General features: G+C 48.4%; 24 protein-coding genes and 1 tRNA gene. 10 read left to right on the forward strand and 15 right to left on the reverse strand.

Annotation, left to right across the window (positions count from 1 at the left end; all coding sequences use genetic code 11):
• Nucleotides 1–43: 43 nt before the first annotated feature.
• The 5 genes from UNDKW_RS12780 to UNDKW_RS12800 all read right to left on the reverse strand — a co-directional run bounded on the left by UNDKW_RS12780 (nucleotide 44) and on the right by UNDKW_RS12800 (nucleotide 5413).
• Nucleotides 44–1681 (reverse strand): response regulator, encoded by a 1638-nt coding sequence (locus UNDKW_RS12780; protein ID WP_232063365.1) that lies wholly within the window; start codon nucleotides 1679–1681, stop codon nucleotides 44–46.
• Between the two features lie 242 nt (nucleotides 1682–1923).
• Complete coding sequence (locus tag UNDKW_RS12785; RefSeq protein WP_162058994.1) at nucleotides 1924–2391, reverse strand: Rrf2 family transcriptional regulator; 468 nt, start codon at nucleotides 2389–2391, stop codon at nucleotides 1924–1926.
• A 274-nt stretch (nucleotides 2392–2665) separates the two neighbouring features.
• Nucleotides 2666–3943, reverse strand: a complete 1278-nt coding sequence (locus UNDKW_RS12790; protein WP_162058995.1) for a M56 family metallopeptidase — start codon at nucleotides 3941–3943, stop codon at nucleotides 2666–2668.
• A 68-nt stretch (nucleotides 3944–4011) separates the two neighbouring features.
• Nucleotides 4012–4392: a BlaI/MecI/CopY family transcriptional regulator gene (locus UNDKW_RS12795; protein ID WP_162058996.1), complete on the reverse strand. Its 381-nt coding sequence runs from the start codon at nucleotides 4390–4392 to the stop codon at nucleotides 4012–4014.
• A 163-nt stretch (nucleotides 4393–4555) separates the two neighbouring features.
• A complete protein-coding gene (locus UNDKW_RS12800; RefSeq protein WP_162058997.1) occupies nucleotides 4556–5413 on the reverse strand; it encodes a DMT family transporter in 858 nt (285 codons plus the stop codon).
• Nucleotides 5414–5579: 166 nt separating this feature from the next.
• On the opposite strand from UNDKW_RS12800, the gene UNDKW_RS12805 reads away from it, so the two are divergent.
• The 8 genes from UNDKW_RS12805 (at nucleotide 5580) to UNDKW_RS12840 (ending at nucleotide 12044) form a co-directional block, all read left to right on the forward strand.
• On the forward strand, nucleotides 5580–6275 hold the full coding sequence (locus UNDKW_RS12805) for a glutathione binding-like protein (RefSeq protein WP_162058998.1): 696 nt from the start codon (nucleotides 5580–5582) through the stop codon (nucleotides 6273–6275).
• 67 nt (nucleotides 6276–6342) lie between these two features.
• Nucleotides 6343–7569 (forward strand): DUF2863 family protein, encoded by a 1227-nt coding sequence (locus tag UNDKW_RS12810; RefSeq protein WP_162058999.1) that lies wholly within the window; start codon nucleotides 6343–6345, stop codon nucleotides 7567–7569.
• Nucleotides 7570–7600: 31 nt separating this feature from the next.
• The gene (locus UNDKW_RS12815; protein WP_162059000.1) at nucleotides 7601–8116 is read left to right on the forward strand and encodes a GNAT family N-acetyltransferase; all 516 of its coding nucleotides are present in this window, start codon (nucleotides 7601–7603) and stop codon (nucleotides 8114–8116) included.
• 156 nt (nucleotides 8117–8272) lie between these two features.
• Nucleotides 8273–9463, forward strand: coding sequence for an acyl-CoA dehydrogenase family protein (locus UNDKW_RS12820; protein ID WP_162059001.1), 1191 nt, complete (start codon nucleotides 8273–8275; stop codon nucleotides 9461–9463).
• Between the two features lie 10 nt (nucleotides 9464–9473).
• Complete coding sequence (locus UNDKW_RS12825) at nucleotides 9474–10613, forward strand: acyl-CoA dehydrogenase family protein (RefSeq protein ID WP_162059002.1); 1140 nt, start codon at nucleotides 9474–9476, stop codon at nucleotides 10611–10613.
• 78 nt (nucleotides 10614–10691) lie between these two features.
• Nucleotides 10692–11153, forward strand: a complete 462-nt coding sequence (locus UNDKW_RS12830; RefSeq protein ID WP_162059003.1) for a MaoC family dehydratase — start codon at nucleotides 10692–10694, stop codon at nucleotides 11151–11153.
• A 23-nt stretch (nucleotides 11154–11176) separates the two neighbouring features.
• On the forward strand, nucleotides 11177–11629 hold the full coding sequence (locus UNDKW_RS12835) for a MaoC family dehydratase (RefSeq protein WP_162059004.1): 453 nt from the start codon (nucleotides 11177–11179) through the stop codon (nucleotides 11627–11629).
• 34 nt (nucleotides 11630–11663) lie between these two features.
• Nucleotides 11664–12044, forward strand: coding sequence for a nuclear transport factor 2 family protein (locus UNDKW_RS12840; RefSeq protein ID WP_162059005.1), 381 nt, complete (start codon nucleotides 11664–11666; stop codon nucleotides 12042–12044).
• Nucleotides 12045–12098: 54 nt separating this feature from the next.
• Here UNDKW_RS12840 and UNDKW_RS12845 read toward each other — a convergent pair whose 3' ends face one another.
• The 4 genes from UNDKW_RS12845 to UNDKW_RS12860 are packed head-to-tail and all read right to left on the reverse strand — an operon-like array spanning nucleotide 12099 to nucleotide 15075.
• The gene (locus tag UNDKW_RS12845) at nucleotides 12099–13181 is read right to left on the reverse strand and encodes an exo-alpha-sialidase (protein ID WP_232063366.1); all 1083 of its coding nucleotides are present in this window, start codon (nucleotides 13179–13181) and stop codon (nucleotides 12099–12101) included.
• Between the two features lie 2 nt (nucleotides 13182–13183).
• Nucleotides 13184–13453 carry a MoaD/ThiS family protein gene (locus UNDKW_RS12850; RefSeq protein WP_162059007.1) on the reverse strand — a complete coding sequence of 90 codons (270 nt, stop codon included), beginning with the start codon at nucleotides 13451–13453 and terminating at the stop codon, nucleotides 13184–13186.
• Between the two features lie 2 nt (nucleotides 13454–13455).
• Nucleotides 13456–13923: a CYTH domain-containing protein gene (locus UNDKW_RS12855; protein ID WP_162059008.1), complete on the reverse strand. Its 468-nt coding sequence runs from the start codon at nucleotides 13921–13923 to the stop codon at nucleotides 13456–13458.
• A gap of 27 nt (nucleotides 13924–13950) precedes the next feature.
• Nucleotides 13951–15075 (reverse strand): carboxypeptidase family protein, encoded by a 1125-nt coding sequence (locus tag UNDKW_RS12860; protein WP_162059009.1) that lies wholly within the window; start codon nucleotides 15073–15075, stop codon nucleotides 13951–13953.
• A 209-nt stretch (nucleotides 15076–15284) separates the two neighbouring features.
• Here UNDKW_RS12860 and UNDKW_RS12865 point away from each other — a divergent pair.
• A tRNA-Pro gene (locus tag UNDKW_RS12865) sits at nucleotides 15285–15361 on the forward strand.
• A 138-nt stretch (nucleotides 15362–15499) separates the two neighbouring features.
• Here UNDKW_RS12865 and UNDKW_RS12870 read toward each other — a convergent pair.
• The 6 genes from UNDKW_RS12870 to UNDKW_RS12895 all read right to left on the reverse strand — a co-directional run bounded on the left by UNDKW_RS12870 (nucleotide 15500) and on the right by UNDKW_RS12895 (nucleotide 22073).
• Nucleotides 15500–16510 carry an arabinan endo-1,5-alpha-L-arabinosidase gene (locus UNDKW_RS12870; protein ID WP_370529131.1) on the reverse strand — a complete coding sequence of 337 codons (1011 nt, stop codon included), beginning with the start codon at nucleotides 16508–16510 and terminating at the stop codon, nucleotides 15500–15502.
• 132 nt (nucleotides 16511–16642) lie between these two features.
• Nucleotides 16643–18226 (reverse strand): alpha-N-arabinofuranosidase, encoded by a 1584-nt coding sequence (locus tag UNDKW_RS12875; protein ID WP_162059011.1) that lies wholly within the window; start codon nucleotides 18224–18226, stop codon nucleotides 16643–16645.
• A gap of 96 nt (nucleotides 18227–18322) precedes the next feature.
• Nucleotides 18323–18754: an IS200/IS605 family transposase gene (gene tnpA / locus UNDKW_RS12880; protein ID WP_162059012.1), complete on the reverse strand. Its 432-nt coding sequence runs from the start codon at nucleotides 18752–18754 to the stop codon at nucleotides 18323–18325.
• 181 nt (nucleotides 18755–18935) lie between these two features.
• Entirely contained in the window at nucleotides 18936–20273 is a 1338-nt protein-coding gene (locus UNDKW_RS12885) for a glycoside hydrolase family 105 protein (RefSeq protein WP_162059013.1), read from the reverse strand.
• Between the two features lie 127 nt (nucleotides 20274–20400).
• On the reverse strand, nucleotides 20401–21075 hold the full coding sequence (locus UNDKW_RS12890; RefSeq protein WP_162059014.1) for a DUF6250 domain-containing protein: 675 nt from the start codon (nucleotides 21073–21075) through the stop codon (nucleotides 20401–20403).
• Between the two features lie 80 nt (nucleotides 21076–21155).
• Nucleotides 21156–22073, reverse strand: a complete 918-nt coding sequence (locus tag UNDKW_RS12895) for a rhamnogalacturonan acetylesterase (RefSeq protein ID WP_232063367.1) — start codon at nucleotides 22071–22073, stop codon at nucleotides 21156–21158.
• Nucleotides 22074–22396: 323 nt separating this feature from the next.
• Here UNDKW_RS12895 and UNDKW_RS12900 point away from each other — a divergent pair, with 323 nt between their 5' ends.
• Nucleotides 22397–23788 carry a hypothetical protein gene (locus UNDKW_RS12900; protein ID WP_232063368.1) on the forward strand — a complete coding sequence of 464 codons (1392 nt, stop codon included), beginning with the start codon at nucleotides 22397–22399 and terminating at the stop codon, nucleotides 23786–23788.
• The last annotated feature ends 19 nt before the right edge of the window (nucleotides 23789–23807 follow it).

Genomic DNA, 23807 nt, shown 5'->3' on the forward strand with positions numbered 1-23807 from the left:
TAAAACACTAAGAAGTGTTCATCAGCATGACGATGCTGATGCTTTAAATCGGGGATTTATTTGCAACGAACTCCAGTGCCTTGTCCACAGCCAATCCAAACTCTTCAATGTTGATGGGTTTGGTAATGTAAGAAAAAAAACCAGCTGCTTTTCCATTTTCAAGATCCGCAGGCATTGCATTTGCTGTCACAGCAATGACCGGGATGTGCGCGGTCCTTGGGTCGCTCTGCAAAAACCGCATGGTTTCTATACCGTCTATACCTGGCAAGTTGATATCCATCAAAATAAGGTCTGGCAAATGCAGGCGTGCCTGCTCTATACCTAGCAAGCCGTCCGTAGCGGTCAATAAAATCAGGTCAGAGCGCAGGCGTATCAATTCGGCGACCAGCCTCAGATTGGTAGGATTATCTTCAACATATAACAGACATTTTTGTGTACTTGATTTTGGGCCCTGCGCAGACTCATAAAACATCATTTTAATATCTGGTTGCCGGTATTGGCTGTCGGCGGCAGAACCGGGGAATCTGACCCAAAATGTACTGCCTGAACCTACCTGGCTATTGATGCCTATGCGACCATTCATCTCCTCGACAAGGTGTTTGACCAGTGACAGACCTATGCCGGTTCCTTCTTCATTGAATACTTCGCGCCCAAGACGGTTAAAGGGCTGGAAAATGGTTTCCAGTTGAACGGTGCTAAGGCCAACGCCAGTGTCGATGACTTGAATACAGACATGCAGATCATCTTCCAGATGTGCTACAACACTGACTGTGCCATTTTGACGGTTATATTTGATGGCATTCGACAACAAATTAATCAATACTTGCTTCAGGCGAATCCGGTCAGCATTCACATGCAGGCACGTGTTTTCTGCAAAACTGACATTAATTCCGCGTTTCTGGGCCAGCGGTTCTATCATTGTTTTGCACTCTGCAAATACCTCATCAAGAGTGATGACTTCTGCAGTCAATTTCATCGCTCCTGACTCTACTTTTGCCAGATCAAGAATTTCATTAATCAGTGCTAACAAATGGCTGCCAGCTTCCTCTATGTGCTTGGCGAATTCTTTTTTCTCATCGAGACTGGTTTGCAGACTATCAGATGCCAGAATCTGTGCAAAACCAAGTATGGCATTCAGGGGTGTGCGCAATTCATGGCTCATGTTCGACAAAAATGTCGATTTTGCACGATTTGCAATTTCTGCCTGCATCCTGGCTTGCTCCAGGTCCTGATTCAAGATTACCAGTTCGGCAGTATGTTCGCGTAGTTGCTGCTCCAGTCTGGCATTCGCCATGCGCAGCTGACGCGTCTCCATGGCACGCACCAGCACGGGCAGGATTGCTGAAATTTTGAATGGTTTGATAATGTAGTCAAGTGCGCCGACCTTCATCGCCCTGACCGCAGAGGTGATACTACCTTCACCCGTCATGACTATACAGGCAAGATCAGCATCAATCTTGCGGGCAGACTCAACCATGGCAATGCCGTCAAGATCAGGCATCATTAAATCTGTCAGCAACAAGTCAAATGTATTGTTGCGAAGATATGCCAGCGCTTCGATGCCATTGGCAAAGCCTGTAGTTTCATAGTTATGGTCACGCAACAAATCACACAATGCCTGCATGTGTGCGGTTTCATCATCGACTATCAAAATGCGGGCTTGCATCTGGGATACTGTCATCTGAACTCCTGGCATTGGCTAAATGCTCATATTGGCGCTGTCCCAGCCGTAGCTATTTCTTGCCAAGAAATTATCTTGCTTGCAAAAACATCATGCCTACGTGCCAGATGGTCTTATTACATGACCTTGTAAGCATATTAGCATTTTTTAAAAAACAATAATGAGAAATAAGCAATACAAGATTCAATGACGAAAGAGATGGTATATCGCCCATGAAGATAGCTGGTCAGTTACCAGGGCATTTAAGGAAGATGCTTGAATTTTGCACTATCGATAAACCCGGATTGATGCAACATGATGATAGCTTCCTGCGTCCGTCCACCGAGAGCGTCTTGTAGTGTGTATTGGTCAAGCTTAGTGTAAAACACCAGCAATGCATCATCAAGTAAAGACTTAAGCTGGCAATTGCCACGCAATGCACATGGCGGGGCGGCGCAGTCTATCAAGGCATCCACACCTTCAAGTTCGCGGATAATGCTGCCTAGCCTATAAGACTTTATGTCTTGCGCCAAGGCCATGCCTCCGCCCTTTCCTCTGGTCGTAATGATCCAGCCCTTTTGCGCCAGAAAATGCACCACCTTGACGAGATGGTTACGGGAGATGGAGAATTTACTGGCAATCTCGCTGATTGTCACAGGCTCTTGTCTGTCTTTGTGACTCAGATACATGAGCACGCGTAGTCCCAGGTCAGTAAAATGGGTTAATTGCATAAATGATTTTCTGATATTTATAAAGCATGGTCATGTTAATACAATGAAGGGATTCTTTTACACATCAATGCGCCCGGCAAAAACAACTCGCTCGCGATAGATTTGTCGCATGCATTGATGTCTGACACTGGCATTTCAATGGATTTCAACATCCGCCTCCGCAATATTTGCCTGCAAGTCATCAAGGCACTTCAGTTGATATGTGTAAAGGGATATGCTGACAATCTCCCAGTTGAAAGCTGGTGGCAGTCAGTCTGCCACCATTAAAACATGCTTACGCTAATTTCCAGACAAACTGCACTTTCGTCCAAATTTGCGCATACTCGCCATTGATTTTGCCTGGTATCGCTTTTTCTTTACAGCTTCTCAACGCAGCTACCACGGCACTGTCCAGCATCCGGTAACCGGAGGAACGATCTACTTTAGTATTCAGTATGTCACCATCTGCCCCAACCAGAACTGACATATATACCGTTCCGGATTCTTTTTTCTCCATGGATTCTTTGGGATACATGGGACGACATTTGGCAAAATCAATGACGGGTCTTTTATCACCTTTCTTGTCATCATCCCGGTAAAGCATTTTTGCAGCACTGGTATCTTTCGCAGTGCCAGTTTCTTTTGCAGCATTTGAAGACGATATATTGGCATGAGCAAACAAGGTCAAGGAACTTGATACCAGGCCAAGAATAAGGAATGCGGCTTTCCAGTTCAGGGTTCTTACTTCAGGTTTGATGAGACGTTTGATACGGGACATAAGATTTCCTCCTTGGGCCGCCTGGGCCAGTTGAGGGGTTATGAATTGGAAATTAGCCAATTCAGAAAGTGCAAGAGCAAGACGCCGCGGTTCGCCTGTAACTCTTGCGGCTAGATCATCCGCAATTTCTTCTCTGTTATTACGAATCTGCCTCGATATCCACCAAACTGCCGGGTGGTAAAACAAGATGATTTCTATCAGCGATTGAATCAAATTCAACGAATAGTCATGCCGTTTGATGTGCGCCATCTCATGCGCCACCAGCATTTCCAGCAAATCAACTGGCATGCCCGTAAGCATTGCGCTGGGCAGGAGTATCATGGGACGGACTATACCGACAGTGACAGGGCCCTTGAGATCATCAACTACCCTGAATATCACCTTGCTGCGGATGAGAAATTTTTCGCTCATTTGATCAATGCGCCACTGCCATAGAGAATTTGATGTGCTGCGATGAGGGTGGGTATAGGCAGAAATCCAGAACAAGCCCATGCACAAGCGTATTGCCAGTGTCGCGACACAGATGAGCCATACGCCCACTATATCGCTCAAATGCATTTCTACCCATGGAAAAAACCCCATCCACGCTGACGAAGCATCAAATCCCAAGTAGGCAGGAACTTCACCCAGCACATTGATTCCTTTACTGACATGAGCCCCATCGATCCTCAGGAAAAACTCCCTGGCAGGAAGGCTAATGCAGGCAAGCAAGGCAATATAGGCAACTGCATAACGTGCTCTTACCTGGTTAGAACCAATAAGATACAAGGACACAGCCAGCAGCAATGCGATCAACAGACCTTGCCAGATAAAATGCAATAAGGCCCAGCCCAAGGCAGTGACAAGGTGTTGAAAAAATGGGCTCATTTTTCATCCTCATTCAGCAATTTCTGAATTTCTTCGCGCTCTTCTTTGCTGACATGGCCGCGCAGGGCTGCCATCACCAGGTCTTTGGCTGAGCCTGAAAAAGCCTTGTGGATCAAATCTTTCAAGAGATTTGTCTGTAGAGAATCTTGTGCCTGGGCCGCAGCATAGACATGGGAGCGCTGAGTTTCATCCCTGCTGAGCAAGCCCTTGGTATGCATGACCTGCATGAGCCGCAATATGGTTGCATAAGACAACTCCGGCCTGTCCTGCACCGCTGCCTGATGTACATCCTTGACAGTTGATGGTCCCAATTGCCACATCAGACGCAACAAATCCAGCTCTGCAGTCGTCGGTTTACGTGAAATGATTTTGCCCATGTCGCGCTCTTGTAGATAATTGATTAAGATGTAGATTATATGGTCTAGATCATTTTGTCTAGACTATTTTATCTACTTCTTTGCAAAATCAAAACAGATGCAAAAAAGATACAAATAAAGGGCTTAATGGAAAAGACAGGGACAGAACTTGACGGCAAACAAGTTAGTGCGCCTGATGCTGATAGCTGGCATAAGCAGTAGCTGCCATGATGATGAAAGCGCCGGTTAATTCCAGCACTCCCGGTGTTTCACGCAAAAATAGAAATGCCAGCAACATGCCATACACTGGTTCCAGAGAAGTCATGATACTGGCGAAACTGGTCGATAAATGACGCAGGCTGAACATGAACAAGCCGTGAGATAAAGCGGTAAACACCACTCCCAGCAATATCAACCCCGACCAGATTTGTGTACTATTGCCTGCAAGGTCACCAGCCAATAATACGAAAGGTAAAAGCAAAAAAGCGGCCACAGCATTTTGCAGAAAGGCCAATTTAAATGGCGGGATATGGCTACCCTGCCAGCGATTTACCATCGCCAGCAAAGCGAAACTGAAACCGGATATTATTCCCAGCCCCAAAGCAAGGAGTGCACCATTACCCCAAGAAGTGCCGCTAACCATCACCACCATGCCCAATACAACGAACAAGGCAGCCCACGCGTCCTGCGCCCTTCTTGGTTCTTTAAAAAACCACGGCTCCAGCAATGCCACAAATAGAGGAAAACTGGCAAAGCCCATCAAGCCAAAAGCAACAGGTGCAAAATTGAGTGAGGCAAAAAAAGTCAGCCAGTGCACCGCTAGTAGAAAACCGCAAAGGACGACGCTCCTTGAAACATCTCGAACATGCAATTGCCGCTGATATGCCAGCACAGGTATCAGGCATAAGGCGGCAAACAAGGTACGTCCAAATACCAGCATTAAAGAACTGACGGCCAGCGACTTGCCAAGCACACCTGCAGCACCGAATAAAAACACGGCAATATGCAGGGCAAATAAAGCAGGCAGTGCAGTTTTTTTCATATTATCTTTATGCTTGGCGAGCATTGAGTATAAAGCCGAAATATAAAGTCGTAGTGCAACATATCAGAGCTGTTGCAGCACTTTTATTTTGGATTAAAGCGCAAATGCATGAATCTATGCATAATGGATGCTTGCTGTTTTCATCAACCCATTGAAGAGGGAAGCAATGATAGACGTTTATTCCTGGCCGACACCAAACGGACACAAAGTACACATCATGCTGGAAGAATGCGGCTTGCCTTACCGCGCCATTCCAGTTGATATTGGCGCTGGCGATCAATTCAAAGCCGATTTCCTGGCAATTTCACCTAACAACAAGATTCCTGCCATCGTTGATGCAGATGGCCCTGACGGCAAACCTATCGCTTTGTTTGAATCTGGCGCGATACTGATTTACCTAGCAGGTAAAACGGGCTTATTCCTTGGGAAAACCGACAGGGAAAAATATGAAGCGCTGCAATGGCTGATGTTCCAGATGGGCAGTGTTGGCCCCATGCTGGGTCAAGCCCATCACTTCCGCATCTATGCGCCTGAAAAAATAGCCTATGCCGTTGACCGCTATACCAACGAAACAAAGCGCATCTACGGTGTTATCGATAAACAGCTGCAGAAAACCACTTATCTGGCAGGAGAGGAATATGGCATCGCTGATATAGCCACCTTCCCGTGGACACGTTCATTCGCGAATCAGGGTATAGACTGGGCAGAATTCCCGAATGCCAAGCGCTGGTTTGATGCCATCAGCCAACGCCCTGCAGTACAACGCGGTGTGCAAGTATTGGCTGACTTGCGCAAACCGCTGGAAAATAATGACAAGGCAAGGGAAGTTTTGTTTGGAAAAACACAGTACGCAAAGAAATAAACTCATTCACCGGGGGCGAGGCAAATTGCCGTTACAATGGGCTTAACCCCCTCTACTCTATTTCAGTATGCGTCGCCCTATAAAAAGAAATCGCCTCAAACTCGCCGCTGAAAGCCAGCGCGTCGCCAATCTTGCGCTCGCAGTTGCACAATCTGCCAGCCGTATTGAAGACCTGGACTGGCAGGCCAAACTGGATGCACTGGTGACCAAGAGCCTCAAGCAACACCATCAGGATATGCTGGAGGCAGCCACTGAACACTTGTTCCAAACTCATCCCAATGGCTATGAGGTCCTGACCGAAACGCTGGAATCTGTGAGCACCTGCGCGCAGTTTGAGAATGATGGACAGTCATATACCAGCTTGCTGATCGCTGCCCCCATATTGGCATGGACGCGTTTTGAAATTGCCTCGGGCAGCATTCCCACAGAAGCGCTGGGTATACTGCACACACAATTGCAGACGCATTTATTGGCTGAAGAAGCACAACTGCGCTTGCTGCCGGGATTGTATTCCATCGATCAATTACCGCGCAGCCACGTAGAAACCTATGCTTTGCTGGAGCGGCATAGTCTGGCCATGTTAAAACATCTGCCTGCACCGGCAGAAGCTGAACGTGCTCATACCATTCCATTTTTGGCAGATATACGGTATGTGCTTGGTGTGCTGCTTGTCAAAAAAGGCGCCCCACTCTTCCAGTGGCAAACTATTGACGCGCCCTATGATTGCGCACAAGCCAAAAGTGATGCTTTAATGGAATGGCAGCAACAAACCGATGCAACCATCAAGCGCCTGTTACCTGGATGCGGCATAGAGCTTTTACTGCCCGAAGCCTATTACACCGCCTGTCGTGAAGCAGATATCAGAATACGTCCGGCGACCATACGCTCTGCCATGTTCTATTTGACGCAAACTCTGAGTAAAGAGGCAGATCAGTTCACCGTCATCATTGCATCTTTTGGTGAGCAGGAAAATCCCGGGCAAATTGATGAATACCGCATCAGTTTTTGCCTGCGTGATGCTCCTGAAGTGATCTATGGCGTAGTCTGGCCGCTTTATCAGGCAGAAGACCAGATCATTGCTGTTAATCTGGATGAAAACGAGCAACTTGCTGGCGAAATCCCCGGCATTTTGCAAGAATGCGGTGTTACCGACATTATTCAGCTGGAAGAAATTTTCGCGATGGAATTCTGTGATGATTGCGGAACACCACTATTTGCAGACAGAGATAGCGATCTGGTTCATACCGAAATGCCGGATGACGCACCAACACCAGGTGCAACCCACTTCCACTAAACGTCGGAATTTGTCTAGTTTGGTGGAATAGATGGCGACAACAGGTAACCCTGCACATAAAAGTGAACAAACCATCTCTGGAATAGACTCTGATTTTCATTTCAGAGATGGTTTGACTACTGACGCACAAGCCATTAGCCAATTAATCTCCAAGTTTGCGCTGGATTTCTGCGTCAATCCGGATGGCAGCGGTGCGGATTTATTTTTACAGTCAGTATCAGAATCTGCCGAACTTTCTTATCTCTCTGATTCACGCTACCACTATATTCTTGCATTGCACGGTGAAACGCTGGCTGGCTTCATCGCCATGCGAGACCTGAGCCATCTGTTCCATCTGTTCGTTCATCCCTCATATCAGGGGCAAAAATTGGCAAGCAAGCTATGGCAGCGTGCCCGCCAATATGCAGTCACACAAGGACATACTGGCAATTTCACTGTCAATTCCTCCCTGAAGGCCGTTCCTATTTATGAGCGCTTTGGCTTCCTGGCTAAAGGCGAGATAGTAGAAATGCATGGCATTGCCTTCTTGCCCATGCAAATGCCTTAAGCCCACCTGTAACAAGTTTTTACTACTCAAATATTGGCTGCCAATTTTGCCTGGCACATTTGTGAAAATCCGTTGTACAATTAGTTTTGAACGGTCGTGCTTTTTTCTGCTTTCTTATTAATTGCTTGCTGCGGCCATCATAAAACAGGAGACAACATGGATTTGAACTATACGGCAGAAGACCTTGCCTTCCGGGATCAGGTGCGCACCTACCTGGAAGCCAATCTTCCACAAGACCTGCAGCAAAAAGTATTGAATCATAAACGTCTGTCCAGGGAAGACTTTGTTCGCTGGCACAAAATATTAGCCAAGCAGGGCTGGGTAGCAACAGGCTGGCCAGCAGAATACGGCGGCACAGGCTGGACAGCCACCCAACGCCATATCTTTGAAGAAGAATGCGCGCGTGCTGGCACGCCCGCCATCCTGCCCTTTGGCGTGAATATGGTAGCCCCTGTCATCATGGCCTTTGGCAACCAGGCACAAAAAGACTACTACCTGCCACGCATATTGAGCTGCGAAGACTGGTGGTGCCAGGGTTACTCAGAACCAGGCTCAGGTTCAGACCTTGCATCCCTGAAAACCCGCGCCGAACGCGATGGTGACCATTACATCGTCAATGGCCAGAAAACCTGGACCACCCTGGCCCAGCACGCCGATATGATCTTCTGCCTGGTGCGCACTGACACTGGTGTACGCAAACAGGAAGGCATCTCATTCCTGCTCATCGATATGAAAACGCCTGGCATTACCGTGCGCCCTATCATCATGCTCGACGAAGAGCATGAAGTAAATGAAGTTTTCTTCGATAATGTCAAAGTTCCGGTAGAGAACCTGATAGGCGAAGAAAACAAGGGCTGGACCTATGCCAAATACCTGCTCGGCCATGAACGCACGAATATCGCAGCCGTAGGCCGTGCCAAACGTGAATTGCAATTCCTCAAGCGCATCGCCGCCAAACATCAAAAGAACGGCCTGCCGCTGATTGATGATGCGGTGTATGCCAGCAAGGTTGCCAGCCTGGAGGTGGAATTGATGGCGCTGGAAATTACTGTGCTGCGTGTCATTTCCCAGGACAGTGGTCGTCCTGGCCCGGAAGCATCGCTGCTCAAGATCAAGGGTACAGAAATCCAGCAAAGACTGACAGAGTTAATGGTAGAAGCGGTTGGCCCTTATGGCCTGCCATTTGACCCGGCTTTCCTCGAAGGCGCGACTGAACATAGCATAGTCGGTGACGATGATGCTGCGCCTTTGGCGCCGTACTACTTCAATTTCCGCAAAACTTCCATTTATGGTGGTTCCAACGAAATTCAAAAAAATATCATCACCCAGATGATCCTGGGCCTGTGAGGAGAGCAAAATGGATTTCAACTTAACACAAGAACAAACACAGTTTGCTGATGCCTTGCGTCGCTGGGTAGAAAAAGACTATGGCTTTGAGCAGCGCAAACAGATTATAGAATCGGCTGAAGGTATATCCGATAAAGCGTGGGGTGGTCTGGCAGAGCTGGGCGCACTGGCCTTGCCTGTGCCAGAAGAGCAAGGCGGCTTCAATGGTTCTGCCATCGACATGCTGGTGATCATGCAGGAACTGGGGCGCGGCATTGTTATCGAGCCCTACTTTGCCACTGTCATGGGTGCAGAGTTTTTGAAAAAATCCGGCAAGCATGCAGATGTGCTGGAGCAAATCGCTGGTGGCGAAGTCAAGCTGGCGAATGCACTGGGTGAAAGACAGTCACGTCACGAACTGTTTGACATTGCCACCACGGCCAGCAAAAATGGTGATGGCTTTGTACTAAATGGCAGCAAGACCGTGGTGCTGCACGGCGCCCAGGCAGACAAACTGATTGTCTCTGCACGCAGCAGCGGAGCACAACGCGATACGAATGGCATCAGCCTGTTTATCGTTGATGCCAATGCAGTAGGCGTCAGCCGTCGCGATTACCGCACCATCGATGGTTATCGTGCTGCTGATATTAGCTTCAGCAACGTACAAGTCGGTGCAGATGCCTTGTTAAGCGCAGTGGATGGTGGTTGGGAATTACTGGATGCGGTGGCTGACTACGGCGTTACCCTGCTGTGCGCAGAGTCCATAGGCATCATGGAAGCAATTACCGCAGCCACGCTGGATTATTTGAAAACCCGTCAACAATTTGGCGTACCTATCGGCAAATTCCAGGTCTTGCAACATCGCATGGCTGAAATGTTCATGGAAATGGAACAGGCACGCTCGATGGCAACACTGGCTGCCGTCAAGATAGCCTCTGATGATGTGGAAGAACGCCGCCGCACGGTATCTGCCGCCAAGGTCAGGATAGGTCAGGCAGCCAAATACATAGGCCAGCAAGCCGTGCAATTGCATGGCGGCATGGGCGTCACCAATGAGCTGCCGGTTGCCCACATGTTCAAACGCCTGACCACGATAGAGCTGACATTGGGTGACACTGATCATCATCTGGCCAGATTTGTCGCACAACCCGGCTTTAAAAGCGCAGCCTGAATGCTGTAGAAAAATCCCGACTGCGTTCGGGATTTTTTTTTGCCTTTTAAGACAATAAGGAAACAACGAGGACACACTATGAGTATCAAAACAGATCGCTGGTATTTTGAAGATTTCATTCCCGGTACCGTCATAGAACTGGGGCAGCGTGTAGTGACAGAAGAAGAAATCATCACTTTCGCCAAACAATTTGATCCACAATCCTTTCATGTCGATAAAGAAGCCGCCAGCCATTCCATCTTTGGCGGCGTCATCGCCAGCGGCTGGCATACTTGCGGAATGATCATGCGCATGGTGGTCGATGGCTTTCTGGCCAATTCATCCAGCATGGGTTCGCCTGGCGTTAATGAGATACGCTGGATACTGCCAGTACGCCCTGGCGACACCCTGACTGTCACAGCAGAGACCACGGGCAGTAAACTCTCTACATCCAAGCCAGACCGCGGCGTCATCAATACTTTATGGAAAGCGCATAACCAGGAAGGCAAACTGGTTTGCACGATTACCGGTATGGGCATGTTTGGTCGCCGCCCAGAGTAAAAAATAAACAATAAGGAGACATGATGAGAGAATTTAATAGCCTTGCTGAATTAAAAGACTTGATAGGACAAGAAGTTGCTCAGTCAGAGTGGGTAGAAATCAGCCAGGAAAGAGTGAACACTTTTGCTGATGCGACTGGCGATCATCAGTGGATACATATCGATGTAGAAAGAGCCAAACTTGAGTCGCCATTTGGTGGGCCGATTGCGCATGGTTTTTTGACTTTGTCCTTGCTGCCCATGCTGGTTGCCAATGCCATCAAGCTCACTTACGTCAAAATGGGAGTCAATTATGGGCTCAATAAAGTACGCTTCCCCTCCCCTGTTCCTGTCGGCAGCAGGGTACGCGCGCGCTTAAAACTGCTGGAAATTGAGGACATCAAGGATGGTGCGCAACTCACATGGGAAGTAACAATAGAACGTGAGGGCCAGGATAAACCAGTGTGCGTGGCAGAATCAATTTCACGCGTCTATTAATCCCGCTAAACCCTATTTCTCAGGGAATGAGCTCATGCCCAGTCAAGACACATTAAAGCGCTTCATCGCCAAAGTTGAAGCGAACGAACATGCTGCAGCATGTGAAGAGTTTTATACCGAAAATTCCAGCATGCAGGAAAACCAGGCCAAGCCCAGAATAGGCCGTGCGGCGCATGTGAACGCTGAACATGCCGTTATGTCACGCGCCAGATCAGTAACATCTACCTGCGTGCATCCGGTATTGGTGAATGGCGATCATGTCGTCATCCGTTGGATTTTCAGATTCGAGTGGTTGGACGGCAGTGTTACACAAATGGAAGAACTTGCCTATCAGCGCTGGGAAGGTGAATGCATAGCGGAAGAAACTTTCTTCTATGATCCGGCACAGCGAATTCCACAAAGACCCAGCGCCTGAAATGCAATAAGGCCAAAGTATATACTCTGGCCTTATTGACTCATGTGGACCAGATTAATAAAATTTAACGGCGTAAATCGGTGGCAGATTAGCTGATATCTGGTACCAGTCATCCCCCTCATTCTCACTTGCCCATAAATTGCCGGTAGTCGAAGCCATCAACAGGTTTTTGCCATTTTCTGAAACAGCCAAGCCATGGCGATAAACCAGGTCATAGCAATCTTGTTGTGGCAAACCATTTCGCAAAGACTCAAAAGTCTTGCCACCATCGCGGGTACGCGTGACACTCATGGCACCATGCAGGGGTACACGCTTTTGATCTGCCACGGCAGGCACAAACCAGGCGACGTCGGGGTTGCGCGGGTGAGCCGCTACAGCAAAACCAAAGTCTGGAATACCTTCAGGTAAATGTAATTGTTGCCAGCTTGCTGCATCATCTTCACTGCGCCAGATACCATTGTGATGCTGGCACCACAAAACATGGCTGGCGAATTTGCTGCGTGTGATCAAGTGCGGGTCCTGGATATTTTGCTTGTCTGCCAAATCAGGTGGCATGTAGGCAGCATGCATACCGGACGCACATAATTTCCAATACTTACCGCCATCTTCAGTTTTCCAGGCGCCACCACAGGAGATACCCAACAAGATATGCTGAGGGTTGCGCGGATTGACGCATATCGAATGTATGCCTGGCGTGTCGTAGCCGCCACCCATCCACTCTTTGCGCTCTTCCTTATCCCATAGACTGCGCACCAATTCCCAACTATTGCCACGATCTGCTGAGCGGAACAAGCCACCCGGCAAGGTTCCGGCCCATAACACGCCAGGCTCGTCACCACCACCGGTTTCCATAGACCAGATGGCCTTGAGCTTCCATTCGACATCGTCTTCAGTCTTGGCATGCTCAGGGTAGGCTGGCACGGCGATCTCTGTCCAGTCATCACGCCCTTCATCGCGCCTGTGCAGCTTTACCCCAAAGTGCCCGAGGTTCAAGGCTGCATACACAGCACCATCGCGCTTGTCATGCAGGCACATGCTCAAAGGCTCGCCAAGAAAACTGATCTGATCCAGCTTCCACTTGCCGCCAATATGGATCAGTTCAAACAAACCCTTGCGGGTCGCTACCATTGCTTTCATCATTAGCCTCCTGAAAGAGCCTGCAAGACATAGACCTGGCTATTTGAACTTAAAGGGTCACGCAAGCCACTGCGCTGCATGACGCGTTTGCCGTCGATAAAAACCACCACATGAAAACGCAGATCGCCCTGTTCATCCAGGATATAGCCGCGTAAAGCAGGATTGACCTGAAATGCTGCTTCCAGCGCATCGCGCAAATTATCAGCCAGGGCTTCCACCTCAGGAACCTCAGTAAAACGACTGAGCTGCTGGGTAAAAATCAGCCTGGCCATGATTATGCCCAGTCCTTGTAGGGGTGCTTGAGCAAATTCGCATTTGCGTAACGCCGGTCGTGACTGACTTCGTCACCCAGCCATGCAGGACGCTCAAATTGCTGATGCTCGGACTCAAGCTCAACCTCAGCCACGATAAGACCATGATTATCACCGATGAACTCATCTACTTCCCAGATCAAATCGGTAAGAGGAATGCGGTAACGTGTTTTTTCTATGAGAGGTTGCTGACAGACTGTGTCCAGCAAAATTTGCGCATCAGCCAGCGGAATGGGGTATTCCCATTCGCCACAGCTAATGCCGGTCGATATACCCTTGATGGTCAGCATCGCACGTTCTGCTTCTATGCGTACCCGTACGATGCGACCCGGATCAGAACAAATATAACCCTGGCGCAGAAATGTGCCCTGCCCCTGTTGCTTGAAATCCTGATTCACAACAAGGAATTTGCGTTCAATCTCTACGCCCATTACTACTCCGATCAATAAATACCGGAATTATGCACTCAATGTCGCCAAAATCGGTTGCAACATTGCTTCACCGAGTTTGATACTGCGTGAACCGTCCCAACCCACTTCTGCGTCCGGCAAATTGGCATTGTCCTTGAATGGCAATTCCAGAGTCAGCGAAACGCATTTGAAGGTATGGCCAATATACTTGGATGCCAGCTTCAACACATCTTCATTGTATTTGGATGCTTCATAACCGTATTTGGTCTGGAAGTCAGGACTGGCATTGCAAAAACTATCGACAAAATGCTGCTGCTCCTGCGCCTGCTTTTCGCTAAAGCCTGCCAGCATTTCACTGCCAGCCACGAAGATATAAGGCAAGGCTTCATCCCCATGGATATCCAGGAACAGGTCGCAGCCAGTTTCATGGATTTTATTCTTGACGTAATACACTTCAGGGCTGGTTTCCAGCGATGGTGTCATCCATTCACGGTTCAGGTTGGCACCGGCTGCATTGGTGCGCAAGTTGCCGCGTACAGAACCATCCGGGTTCATGTTCGGGACGATATACACCACCGCTTTTTCCAGAATGCTGCGTGCGATTGGATTGGACGGGTCCAGCAAGGCATTCAAAGTGCCCTCCACCAGCCATTCAGCCATGGTTTCACCAGGATGCTGACGCGCAATGATCCAGACTTTCTTTTCAGCTGCGGGGTCACCGACAGCGATCACGTTCAGGTCACGGCCATCGACGGTATTGCCCAGGTCTTCAACACGGGCAATAGAAGAATTTTCTACTCCGCCCAGTAAAGCCAGGTGACGCTCCCAGGTGTAAGGCTCAAAATAAGCGTAATACACGCTGTCACGCTCAGGTGTATGGCGTATGGTCATGACCTTGCCATCAAACTCGGTATCCACACGGAACCAGTTGGCCCTGTCATAACTTGCTACCGCGCGATAGCCTTCCCAGCCCTTGGCATAGGTGGCATTACCGGCATTGAGGATGCGCATGACGGTCTCCTGACCGCGCGCACCCTGCAAGCGAAAGTGAAACCACTGCCAGATATCGGCATGTGAATCCTTGCGCAAATTTAAATCGATGGCCCCCGCCTGTTCCGCCTTGACGACTTCGATCGCTCCCGCGTCAAAGTTCTGACTGATTTTAATTGTCATCTTGTATTTATTCAGAAATGTTTTTAAGCACCGTAGCAATACGGCGACCTAGGACTGGTATTTTCACAGTTTTTCCCGAATTATGAAAATATTTCAGTCAAATAATGAATAAAATCGGACAAATATTTTCACCAAGGCAAGCATTTAAGAAGTTTCTGGCCAAACATAGCAAAATTCGCCACGATATACTATAATCTTTCGCTCAGTGTCGGGGCGTAGCGCAGCCTGGTAGCGTACGTGCATGGGGTGCACGGGGTCGGAGGTTCGAATCCTCTCGCCCCGACCAATGAATACAAAAAGGCTTGCAGATATCTTATCCGCAAGCCTTTTTTATTTGATGTGAGTTATTAAAGTTAACTCAATGCGTGCAGCAAGCTTTGCCCCACAATGATGCCATATGAATAATCATGATGGATAATTCATGCTATTTTCCTGGCAACTGTACGCTGCGGTAAGTATCGAGTTGAGCGGCATCAACGAATGGCCATAGTTCTGCGTCCCATTGCATGTCAAGAATTTTCAGTTTTTGCAGATATTTATCAGCGGTCTCGTACGCGTGTAATACCAGATAATCCCTGCCATTGAAATGATAGGCGCTATTGTGTCCCAGCGCCTTCCAGTGCTCAGTGCCATTTAAAAACAGAGAGCCACCACCTTCAAGCATTCCTTTCCCGCTTTTGTCCAGATACGGCCCAGTCAGACTTTTGGAACGTCCGACAACCAGATGATAGGTGCTTTTTTCTCCCTGACAGCATAGGCCCCAGGAAACGAAAAGGTAGTAGTAATCCCCTCTTTTAAAAATATAAGGTGCTTCAATTTCTGCGGGCCCAGCTGATTCATCGGGTGTAAAAGCCGGACGAGCACGCTTTGCAATCGCATGCCATTCCTGTGGCTGTGCCAAACCTGTCCATGCCTCGTTTAATTTCACCAGCTTGATACCAGACCAGAAGGACCCAAATGACATCCAGGCCTGACCTTCGCTATCGGTGACAATATTCGGGTCAATGGCATTCCACAAATCGCGTCCAGGGACAGACTGCAATATCATTCCCTGGTCTTCCCAGCGATAATCCGGCGAGTGAGGATTGAGCGTCTTGTTAACCGTGACACCAATTGCTGAAGTCAGCTTGCCAAATCCAGATATTGAATAATATAAATAGTATTTCCCACTGTGGAACTGTATGTCTGGCGCCCAGATGTGACCATTGAAGTCTGGCACAATATTGCGTGCCCAGACAGGTTCGCCAGCGAACACTCTGCCCTCTGGCTGCCAGTCTTTCATATTGGCGGAGCTATAGAACGTAATACCTGGCCCGGTGCTGAACAGGTAATATGTATCTCCCTCTTTTGCCATCACAGGGTCGTGCGCACTGACTTCTGCAGCGGCAAGTTGACATTGCGGTTGCAAATAAAAAATGCCAACAATTAAGTACAAACAGAGAAATTTCACGCAATTCGCCTTTAAACTGAACTATTTGCCTGATTACATTACGACAGAGGCTCTGCTTCCTACACCAACTTCATCATCGGCATGATTTCAGATAGCTGAACAACAGGTATCTGGCATTTATTCAAGCGCCACCACAACTATCGCCTTGGCTGGGACATTCAATGTCAACCTGCCTGCTTTTACACTGGAATTAAAATTGTCTGGCTGTACTGATTGTGGCCGGATAAAAGTGTTGTGTGCATCCATGGTCTTTGCAGTCAGTACGCGGCCTTTGGCAGCTTCTATTTTTTCGCCTGCAACATCAATATCTATCTCAACACTCTCATTAGGATTAGTGTTCACCAGCGACAAATATACTTTTCCATCAAGCGCACGAGCTGCAGAGGCACTTACTGCAGGGATACTGGTTTTGCCAAAACTGTATTCATGGTTATTGCTAATCGTGAGTGGCAAGCTTGTCGCATTTTGGAATGGCACATACATTTCAAATGCGTGATAAGTTGGCGTTAGTAAAATTTTGTCTTTATCAGTCAATATCATGGCCTGTAAGACATTAACCATCTGGGCAATATTGGTCATACGCACACGCGCTGCATGGGCATGAAAAATATTGAAATTCAAGGCAGCAACCAGAGCATCGCGCAAACTGTTTTGTTGATATAAAAATCCAGGATTCGTACCCGGTTCCACGTCATACCATGTTCCCCACTCATCCACATTGAAAGCAATTTTGCTCTTGGGGTCATTGACCTCCATCTTGGCAACGTTATTCCTGATCAGGCTATCCATGCGCAGTGTATTTTTTAGCGTGGATATCCATTGATCCTCCCCAAAACCAAGCGCCTTGCCTTTCTTTTCCCAAGTGCCGGTTGGTAGAGTGTAATAATGAAAGCTGACACCATCAAAACGCATATTCCATTGTTCGTGGATGTTCCTGGTCAAATACTCTGTCCAGCTGGTGTCATCATCATGACCACCACTGGCAATGATTTTTGGCATATAAGCCTTTGGAGCTTTCAAAAAACTGGCGTATTGATTGAACAGGCTGGTGTAGTGCTCAAGCTTCATATTGCCGCCACAACCCCAGGCCTCATTACCGATACCAAAGAAAGCGACTTTAAATGGCTTGTCGCGGCCATTTTTGCGGCGTAATTCTGCCAAAGTTGACTTGCCGTCACCCGTCATATACTCCAGCCATTCTGCCATTTCCTGCGGCGTGCCAGAACCAAGATTGCCATTCACATAGGCATCTGCACCGAGCAAATCAATCAAGTCAAAAAACTCATGGGTACCAACGGCATTGCGTTCTTCCACATTGCCCCAGTTGGTGTTCATCTTGACTGGACGGTTCTCACGTACGCCTATGCCGTCCCGCCAATGATATTCATCCGCAAAACAACCACCTGGCCAGCGTACCAGTGGAACATGTATCTTTTTTAGCGCAGCGACAACATCATTGCGCCATCCCTTTGTATTTGGAATAGTTGAATCTGGTCCTACCCACATACCTTCATAAACACCCCTGCCCAAATGTTCTGCAAACTGGCCGTAAACATTTTTATTAATGACAGAGCCAGGTTTTTTCGCATCAATGCTGATACTGACTTGATTGCCAGCAAAAACCGGAACGGCAATGGCTACAAATACAAGCACTGCCGAACAAAATATGCCTGCCTTTATGCTGGCTTTCAACACAAACATTTCTCCTCCTGAAATTAAATTACCTCCGGCAAAGCCGGAGGTTTATTGCTGGGGCGCCTCAAAGGCGCTGGTAACCCTTGAACCGCCTAAAGGCGGCTACAGTCCCAATTTCATTTGGTCGTAACGCTCATCTTCCTGCTCTTGATTTCGGATGTAAGCTCGAACCACTTCTTCATCTAGTCCCACCGTTGAGACAAAGTAACCTCTTGCCCAAAATACTTCTCCTGTGAAATTCCTTTGCCTCCCACCAAAGTGTCTGGCTATCGAAATTGCACTCTTGCCTTTCATGAATCCCACAACGTTTGCCACTGAATACTTTGGCGGAACGCTCAAACACATATGAACATGGTCAATCATTAAGTGACCTTCAACTACGCTGCATTCCCTTTGCTTGGCCAACTCCCGAAATATTTCCCCAAGATGCTTTCTCAATGCCCCATAGATCAACTTCTTTCGGCATTTCGGAATGAACACTATATGGTACTTACAATTCCACCTCGTATGACTCAAACTTTGATACTCTTTCATCTTGAAACTCCTTCTTTTGGTAGAGATAGAAGTTTCAAACCGACCGCCGTATAGGTCAAACCTTGAGGAGTCCCCCGGCAGAGCCGGGGGATTACCTTATTTATTTATGAGGCATTGTCGATACCAATTTATTCCAGGCTAGCCTCGAAGATCACTAAATCAAGGCTTATTCATGGTTTATTCATGGCCTCGCTAGTTTGACCTGCAATGAACTATCATTGATTTCAAAGGTATTGGTCTTCATCAGGTTGATGACCTCTGCACCGGCCAGCAATACTGGGCCGTAGCTATGCGCGGCAAATACATTCACCGGGCGATAGTAATAAAACGCCGGGTCAAAGCCCATACCAGTACCGACACAAGTACCTTCCACCTGGCCTTTTTGTGTCACTTTGCTGGCTACCGCATTCCATGCCAGCATGACTACTGGTGCGTAAGCACGTTTATCGATAAAGCCGCGATTGATGGCGTGTGCCATGGCATAGGTGTAGATGGCAGTGGCAGATGTTTCCAGGTAACTGTCATTGCGGTCCAGCAGTTGGTGCCAGAAGCCTGTGCCATGTTGATAGGACGCCAGACCTTTAACATGGGCCTGCAATTGCGCCAATACGTCGGCATATCCAGGATGATCTGGTGGCAGGACATCCAGCAATTCAACCATGGTCATGACGGCCCAGCCATTAGCCCTGGCCCAGTGGAATTGCGGATGCACACCCATATCCTGCACCCAGCCATGCATATACACGCCTTTTTCTTTGTTGAACATGCGGTCAGAGAACAGTTTGACCTGCTTCACAGCATCGTCATAATACTTGCTGTCGCCCGTTAATTTACCCATTTGTGCCAGGGCTGGTACGCTCATGAACAGATCATCCAGCCACAAGGTATTCGGTTGCGGACGGTTGCGGGCCAGGGTACCATCCGGCAGACGGAACTCTTTGGTGCTGACGTAGCTGCTGCAAATATCAATCAGGCTGGACAGTTTATTGGACACACCTTCCCTGGTAGCTTTGATCATGGCGGCACACATGGCACCTGCATCATCCAGTGCATGGGGCTGCAACAATGAACGGATAGGTGAAGGACTTTTCGGATTAGCCTTCAGACGGGCAATGTAATGCGGTGCCAGATCAGCCAGCAATCCAAGGCGTTCACTGGCGTAATTGCTGAAACGTTTATCACCCGTGGCACTGCCGGCCAGCAGCATGCCTGCGTAGGTGACACCCCATTCGTAGCTGGTCAGGCGATAATCGCCCGGGGCCAGTATCGTATCGTCATTGATCTGGGAAAAATCAGTAATCTGCTTTTTTGTTTTGCCATCAATAATTTTGGCAGGCGTAACATTGTCCAGATAGGCATGTACGCGGTACAGCACTTTCTTGACGTCTTCTGCTGTCGGTTGCCCATACGGCGTTGGGTAATCAGGTTGCATCAAATGCAGGGGCGCGGTGACGTCATTGACGGGCTTGGCTGCGTTGTTTGCGCTATTTATTTTACCGGCGGCAGCTACTGTGTTCATGCTGAATGGCAGCATGCAGCTGATGCCTGCGATGGCCAATAATTTGAATGTTGAACGTAGGCCGGATTGGTTTTTCTGTCTCATCTTTATCATCTTTTTTTGCTCTATAAATAAATCTTGTGGGTATTCATTCCAACTGGTAAACCTTGAAGTCACGTATTTGTTGCCGGGATTGTGTCGTGCGGAACCCAAAGTAGCCATCCTTCAGTGCATCTTTGTCCTTGTATGAAAAGAACACTTTGCCATCGACCACAACGCGCGTGCAGCCTTGGTACACCGCAGTTTCTATGAAGTAGTCCCGGTTTGCCTGCAATAAGGTATCGCGTTCATTCAACTCGGTCAGCAGGGTACGTTCACCATTGCCCTGGTATTTGCGAAACCTGGTCGTGGTATTGGTGTTGCCGCCTATGCCTGAGTAATACAGACGTAAATCATTGTATTGTTCAAAAACGCCCTTGCGGATAAAGATGTTTTGATCACGCGGGTCGGTCGCCATCCAGAATTGATTCAGGTCAGACAGCCGGTCATTGCGTCCCTGCTCCATGACGACCCTGCGCGTATACCTGATCAAAATATCGCCAGATAATTTTTGTTTGAACCACACCGTTGCACCTTTCGCTGCATCGATCAAAAGCTGGTGATTGGCAACACTGATATCGGAATTTTTTGTGTCGGCAGACTCTACCTGCCATTGCCTCAGATCGGTATCGAAATCATCCTGGTAAATTAATTTACCAGGCTTGCCCCACTGGCTGCAAGTAGCCTCTAGAGACTGTGCAGCTGCAGGTACAGCCAGGGTCATGACAAAGAGAGTTGAAATAGCCGTGCAAACCGGTCGCAGGTTTGTTCGAACATGAAGCATGAGTATCATTTTATAAATGACTATTTTGGTGATGCAGCAGGCAATTTAAGATCGACTGACTTATCATTCAAATAGTTTTTCAATTGGGCATACTGCAAAGTCTTGATACCCGCCACGACAACACGTGCATTGAATTCTGCACCAGCCAGATTGGTGTGTGTATGTTCATCTGGTGTCACTACAGGGAACATTTTCATCACCTCATCCTTGCCCATGGCATCGTAGGCAGCGGCAATGTTTTCATTCAGATCGATGAAATCCGCTTTTTCCTGTTTCGCCACCTGTTCAGCCCAACCACCATAACTGGCTTTGCTGCGATTGATTTTTCCATTTGCATCCCAGTTCTTGCGGGGTATGGGAGAGCATACGATGGCCTGCACGCCTTTAGCTCGGGCCTCGTCAATAAATTTGCGCAAATACCAGCCGTAGCTATGTACTGTTTCTGGCAATTTGGTCAGCAGATTATCGATACCCTCGACCTCTTCACCTATGCCTTTGATGGTTCCACGCGCACGGCTGGTGTCGTTAAGCGGTCCGTTGTCATTGTGACCGAATTGCATGATGACAAAGTCACCTGGCTTCATCAATGCAAGGCTTCTTTGCCAGTGCCCACCAGTCAGATAAGTACGGCTGCTTAGACCGCCGATGGCACGGTTAACGACATTGATTTTATCCGCCTGAAAATAGGCCTTAATAGGATTACCCCAGCCCCACTGCCCTTCTGCGCCTTTGTTTTGGCCATCATCCCGGCCATTGCGCACGGTTGAATCACCGATAAAAAATACTGAAGGCAATTGCGGATTCGCCGGTTCGGGTAACACAATACGCGCTGCCGCATTGGGGTCGGTATTCACCGCTGGCGGCGGCGTAGTTTGCGCCAGGGCGGAACAAGTCCAGCCCAGCACACTTACACAGATCAGGCGGCGTACCGCAGACATACTGGTATTCATAAATGGATGACAGGAATAATGGTTAAGTATCGTCGGGTAGCGAAAGACTGAAGGTCATCATACACGTGAGTGCATATGGGGAAATCAACAGCCTCGACACATGATTTCATTTTATTCGAGAGCTTGTAACTGACTGCAAGACTTGCTTAAAGAATCAAAAAAATGATCACTATTGATTGTGCAGTGCAAATTATGAAAAAACTGCCTGAAAACCAAGCACAATAGGCGGCACTGATGCCATTCCACTCAAGCGTATTGAGAAAATTCGCATCCGGGATTTAACCGATTACTCTCACACATATCAAAATTCCATGAAGCGCTTATCTGTTCGTATCTTGCCTGCTCGCATGCCCAGTCTTTTTCTGAATCTTTTCCTGTGCCTGTTCTGCCTTTTGTCCACATCAGCCTTTGCGCAAATAGGGCATCGTTTCCCCAGTGAACGCAAAGTGGTCAAAGACCCGGTTACTGGGATCATGCTGACCTTTCTGACCAGCCAGCCGCATGGTGATTCAAAAATCTATCCTACCCATCCACAATGGACTTTCGATGGGCAATGGGTGATCTTTCGCTCAGGTATCGCAAAAGGTGAAGCGATGGCCGTCAATGAACAAACCGGGGATATCGTACAGGTATCTGAAGGCGGCTATACCGGCATGCTGAATGTATCGACCCGTGCCATGAAACTGTATTTCATGCGTAGTAAGGATAAGTCTCCACGCGAAGGAAAATCTGTCCAACCACGCCAGGCTACATCACTTGAACTGGTGGAGGTTGATCTTGCTGCTGTATTTGCAGACAGCAAAGCTGGCAAGATGAAGCCAGCAGAAAGCTACCAGCGCATATGCGGCGTAGTACCTGCTGAAGTCGGACAAGCTGCCGACCTGGCGCTGGATGCTGCCGACGAATGGATATACTTCCGCGAGACACCGCAGGAAGCCGCGAAATACCTTGCTAAAAATACACGCATAGAAAAAAGCTTCGGCCCCAGAAACATGGGTGCCGGCCCTGGCGGCATTGCAAAAATGCATGTAAAGACGGGTGAAATACGCCACGTTGTTTCAGTACCCTTCCAGATCGGTCATATCCAGGCTAACCTGTGGAATCCGGGCGAAATCATTTTTTGCTGGGAGACTGGTGGCAAATCACCTCAGCGCACCTGGGTGGTAATGGCAGACGGCAGTGGCTTGCGCCCGTTGTATCCTGAAGCTGATTATGAATGGGTGACCCACGAAGCCGTCATTTCAAAAGATGAAGTGGCGATGGCGATCATGGGACATCGCAATATAGGCGGAACAAATAATAGTGCCAACAAGGGCACTGCCGTTGAAGGTGCCAATCCGGGGCAAGATACGGGTTGGGGCAATGCCGGCACACGCGAAAAACCCAGTGGCCTTGCCATTGTGAATTTGCGTACACGTGAAATACGTATCGCAGGACAAACACCATCAGGCAGCGGCTTATGGCATGTGCATGGATCAAGCGATGGCCGCTGGGCGGTCGGCGATGATTTCAGCCGCAGCATCTATCTGATAGACCGCTTAAACGGCAAGATGAGTCTGCTCAGCACCGGGCACAAGGATACAGCGGCAGACCACCCTCACCCTACCTTTAGCCCGGATGGGAAAAAGATAGAAATCCAGTCGGCCATGCTGTCTGCAGATAACCGGACACTGAATATCTGTATTATCCCTGTGCCTAATTGATTGATTATCAAGGTCATGT

This window comes from Undibacterium sp. KW1, assembly GCF_009937955.1.
Classification (GTDB): Bacteria; Pseudomonadota; Gammaproteobacteria; order Burkholderiales; family Burkholderiaceae_D; genus Undibacterium.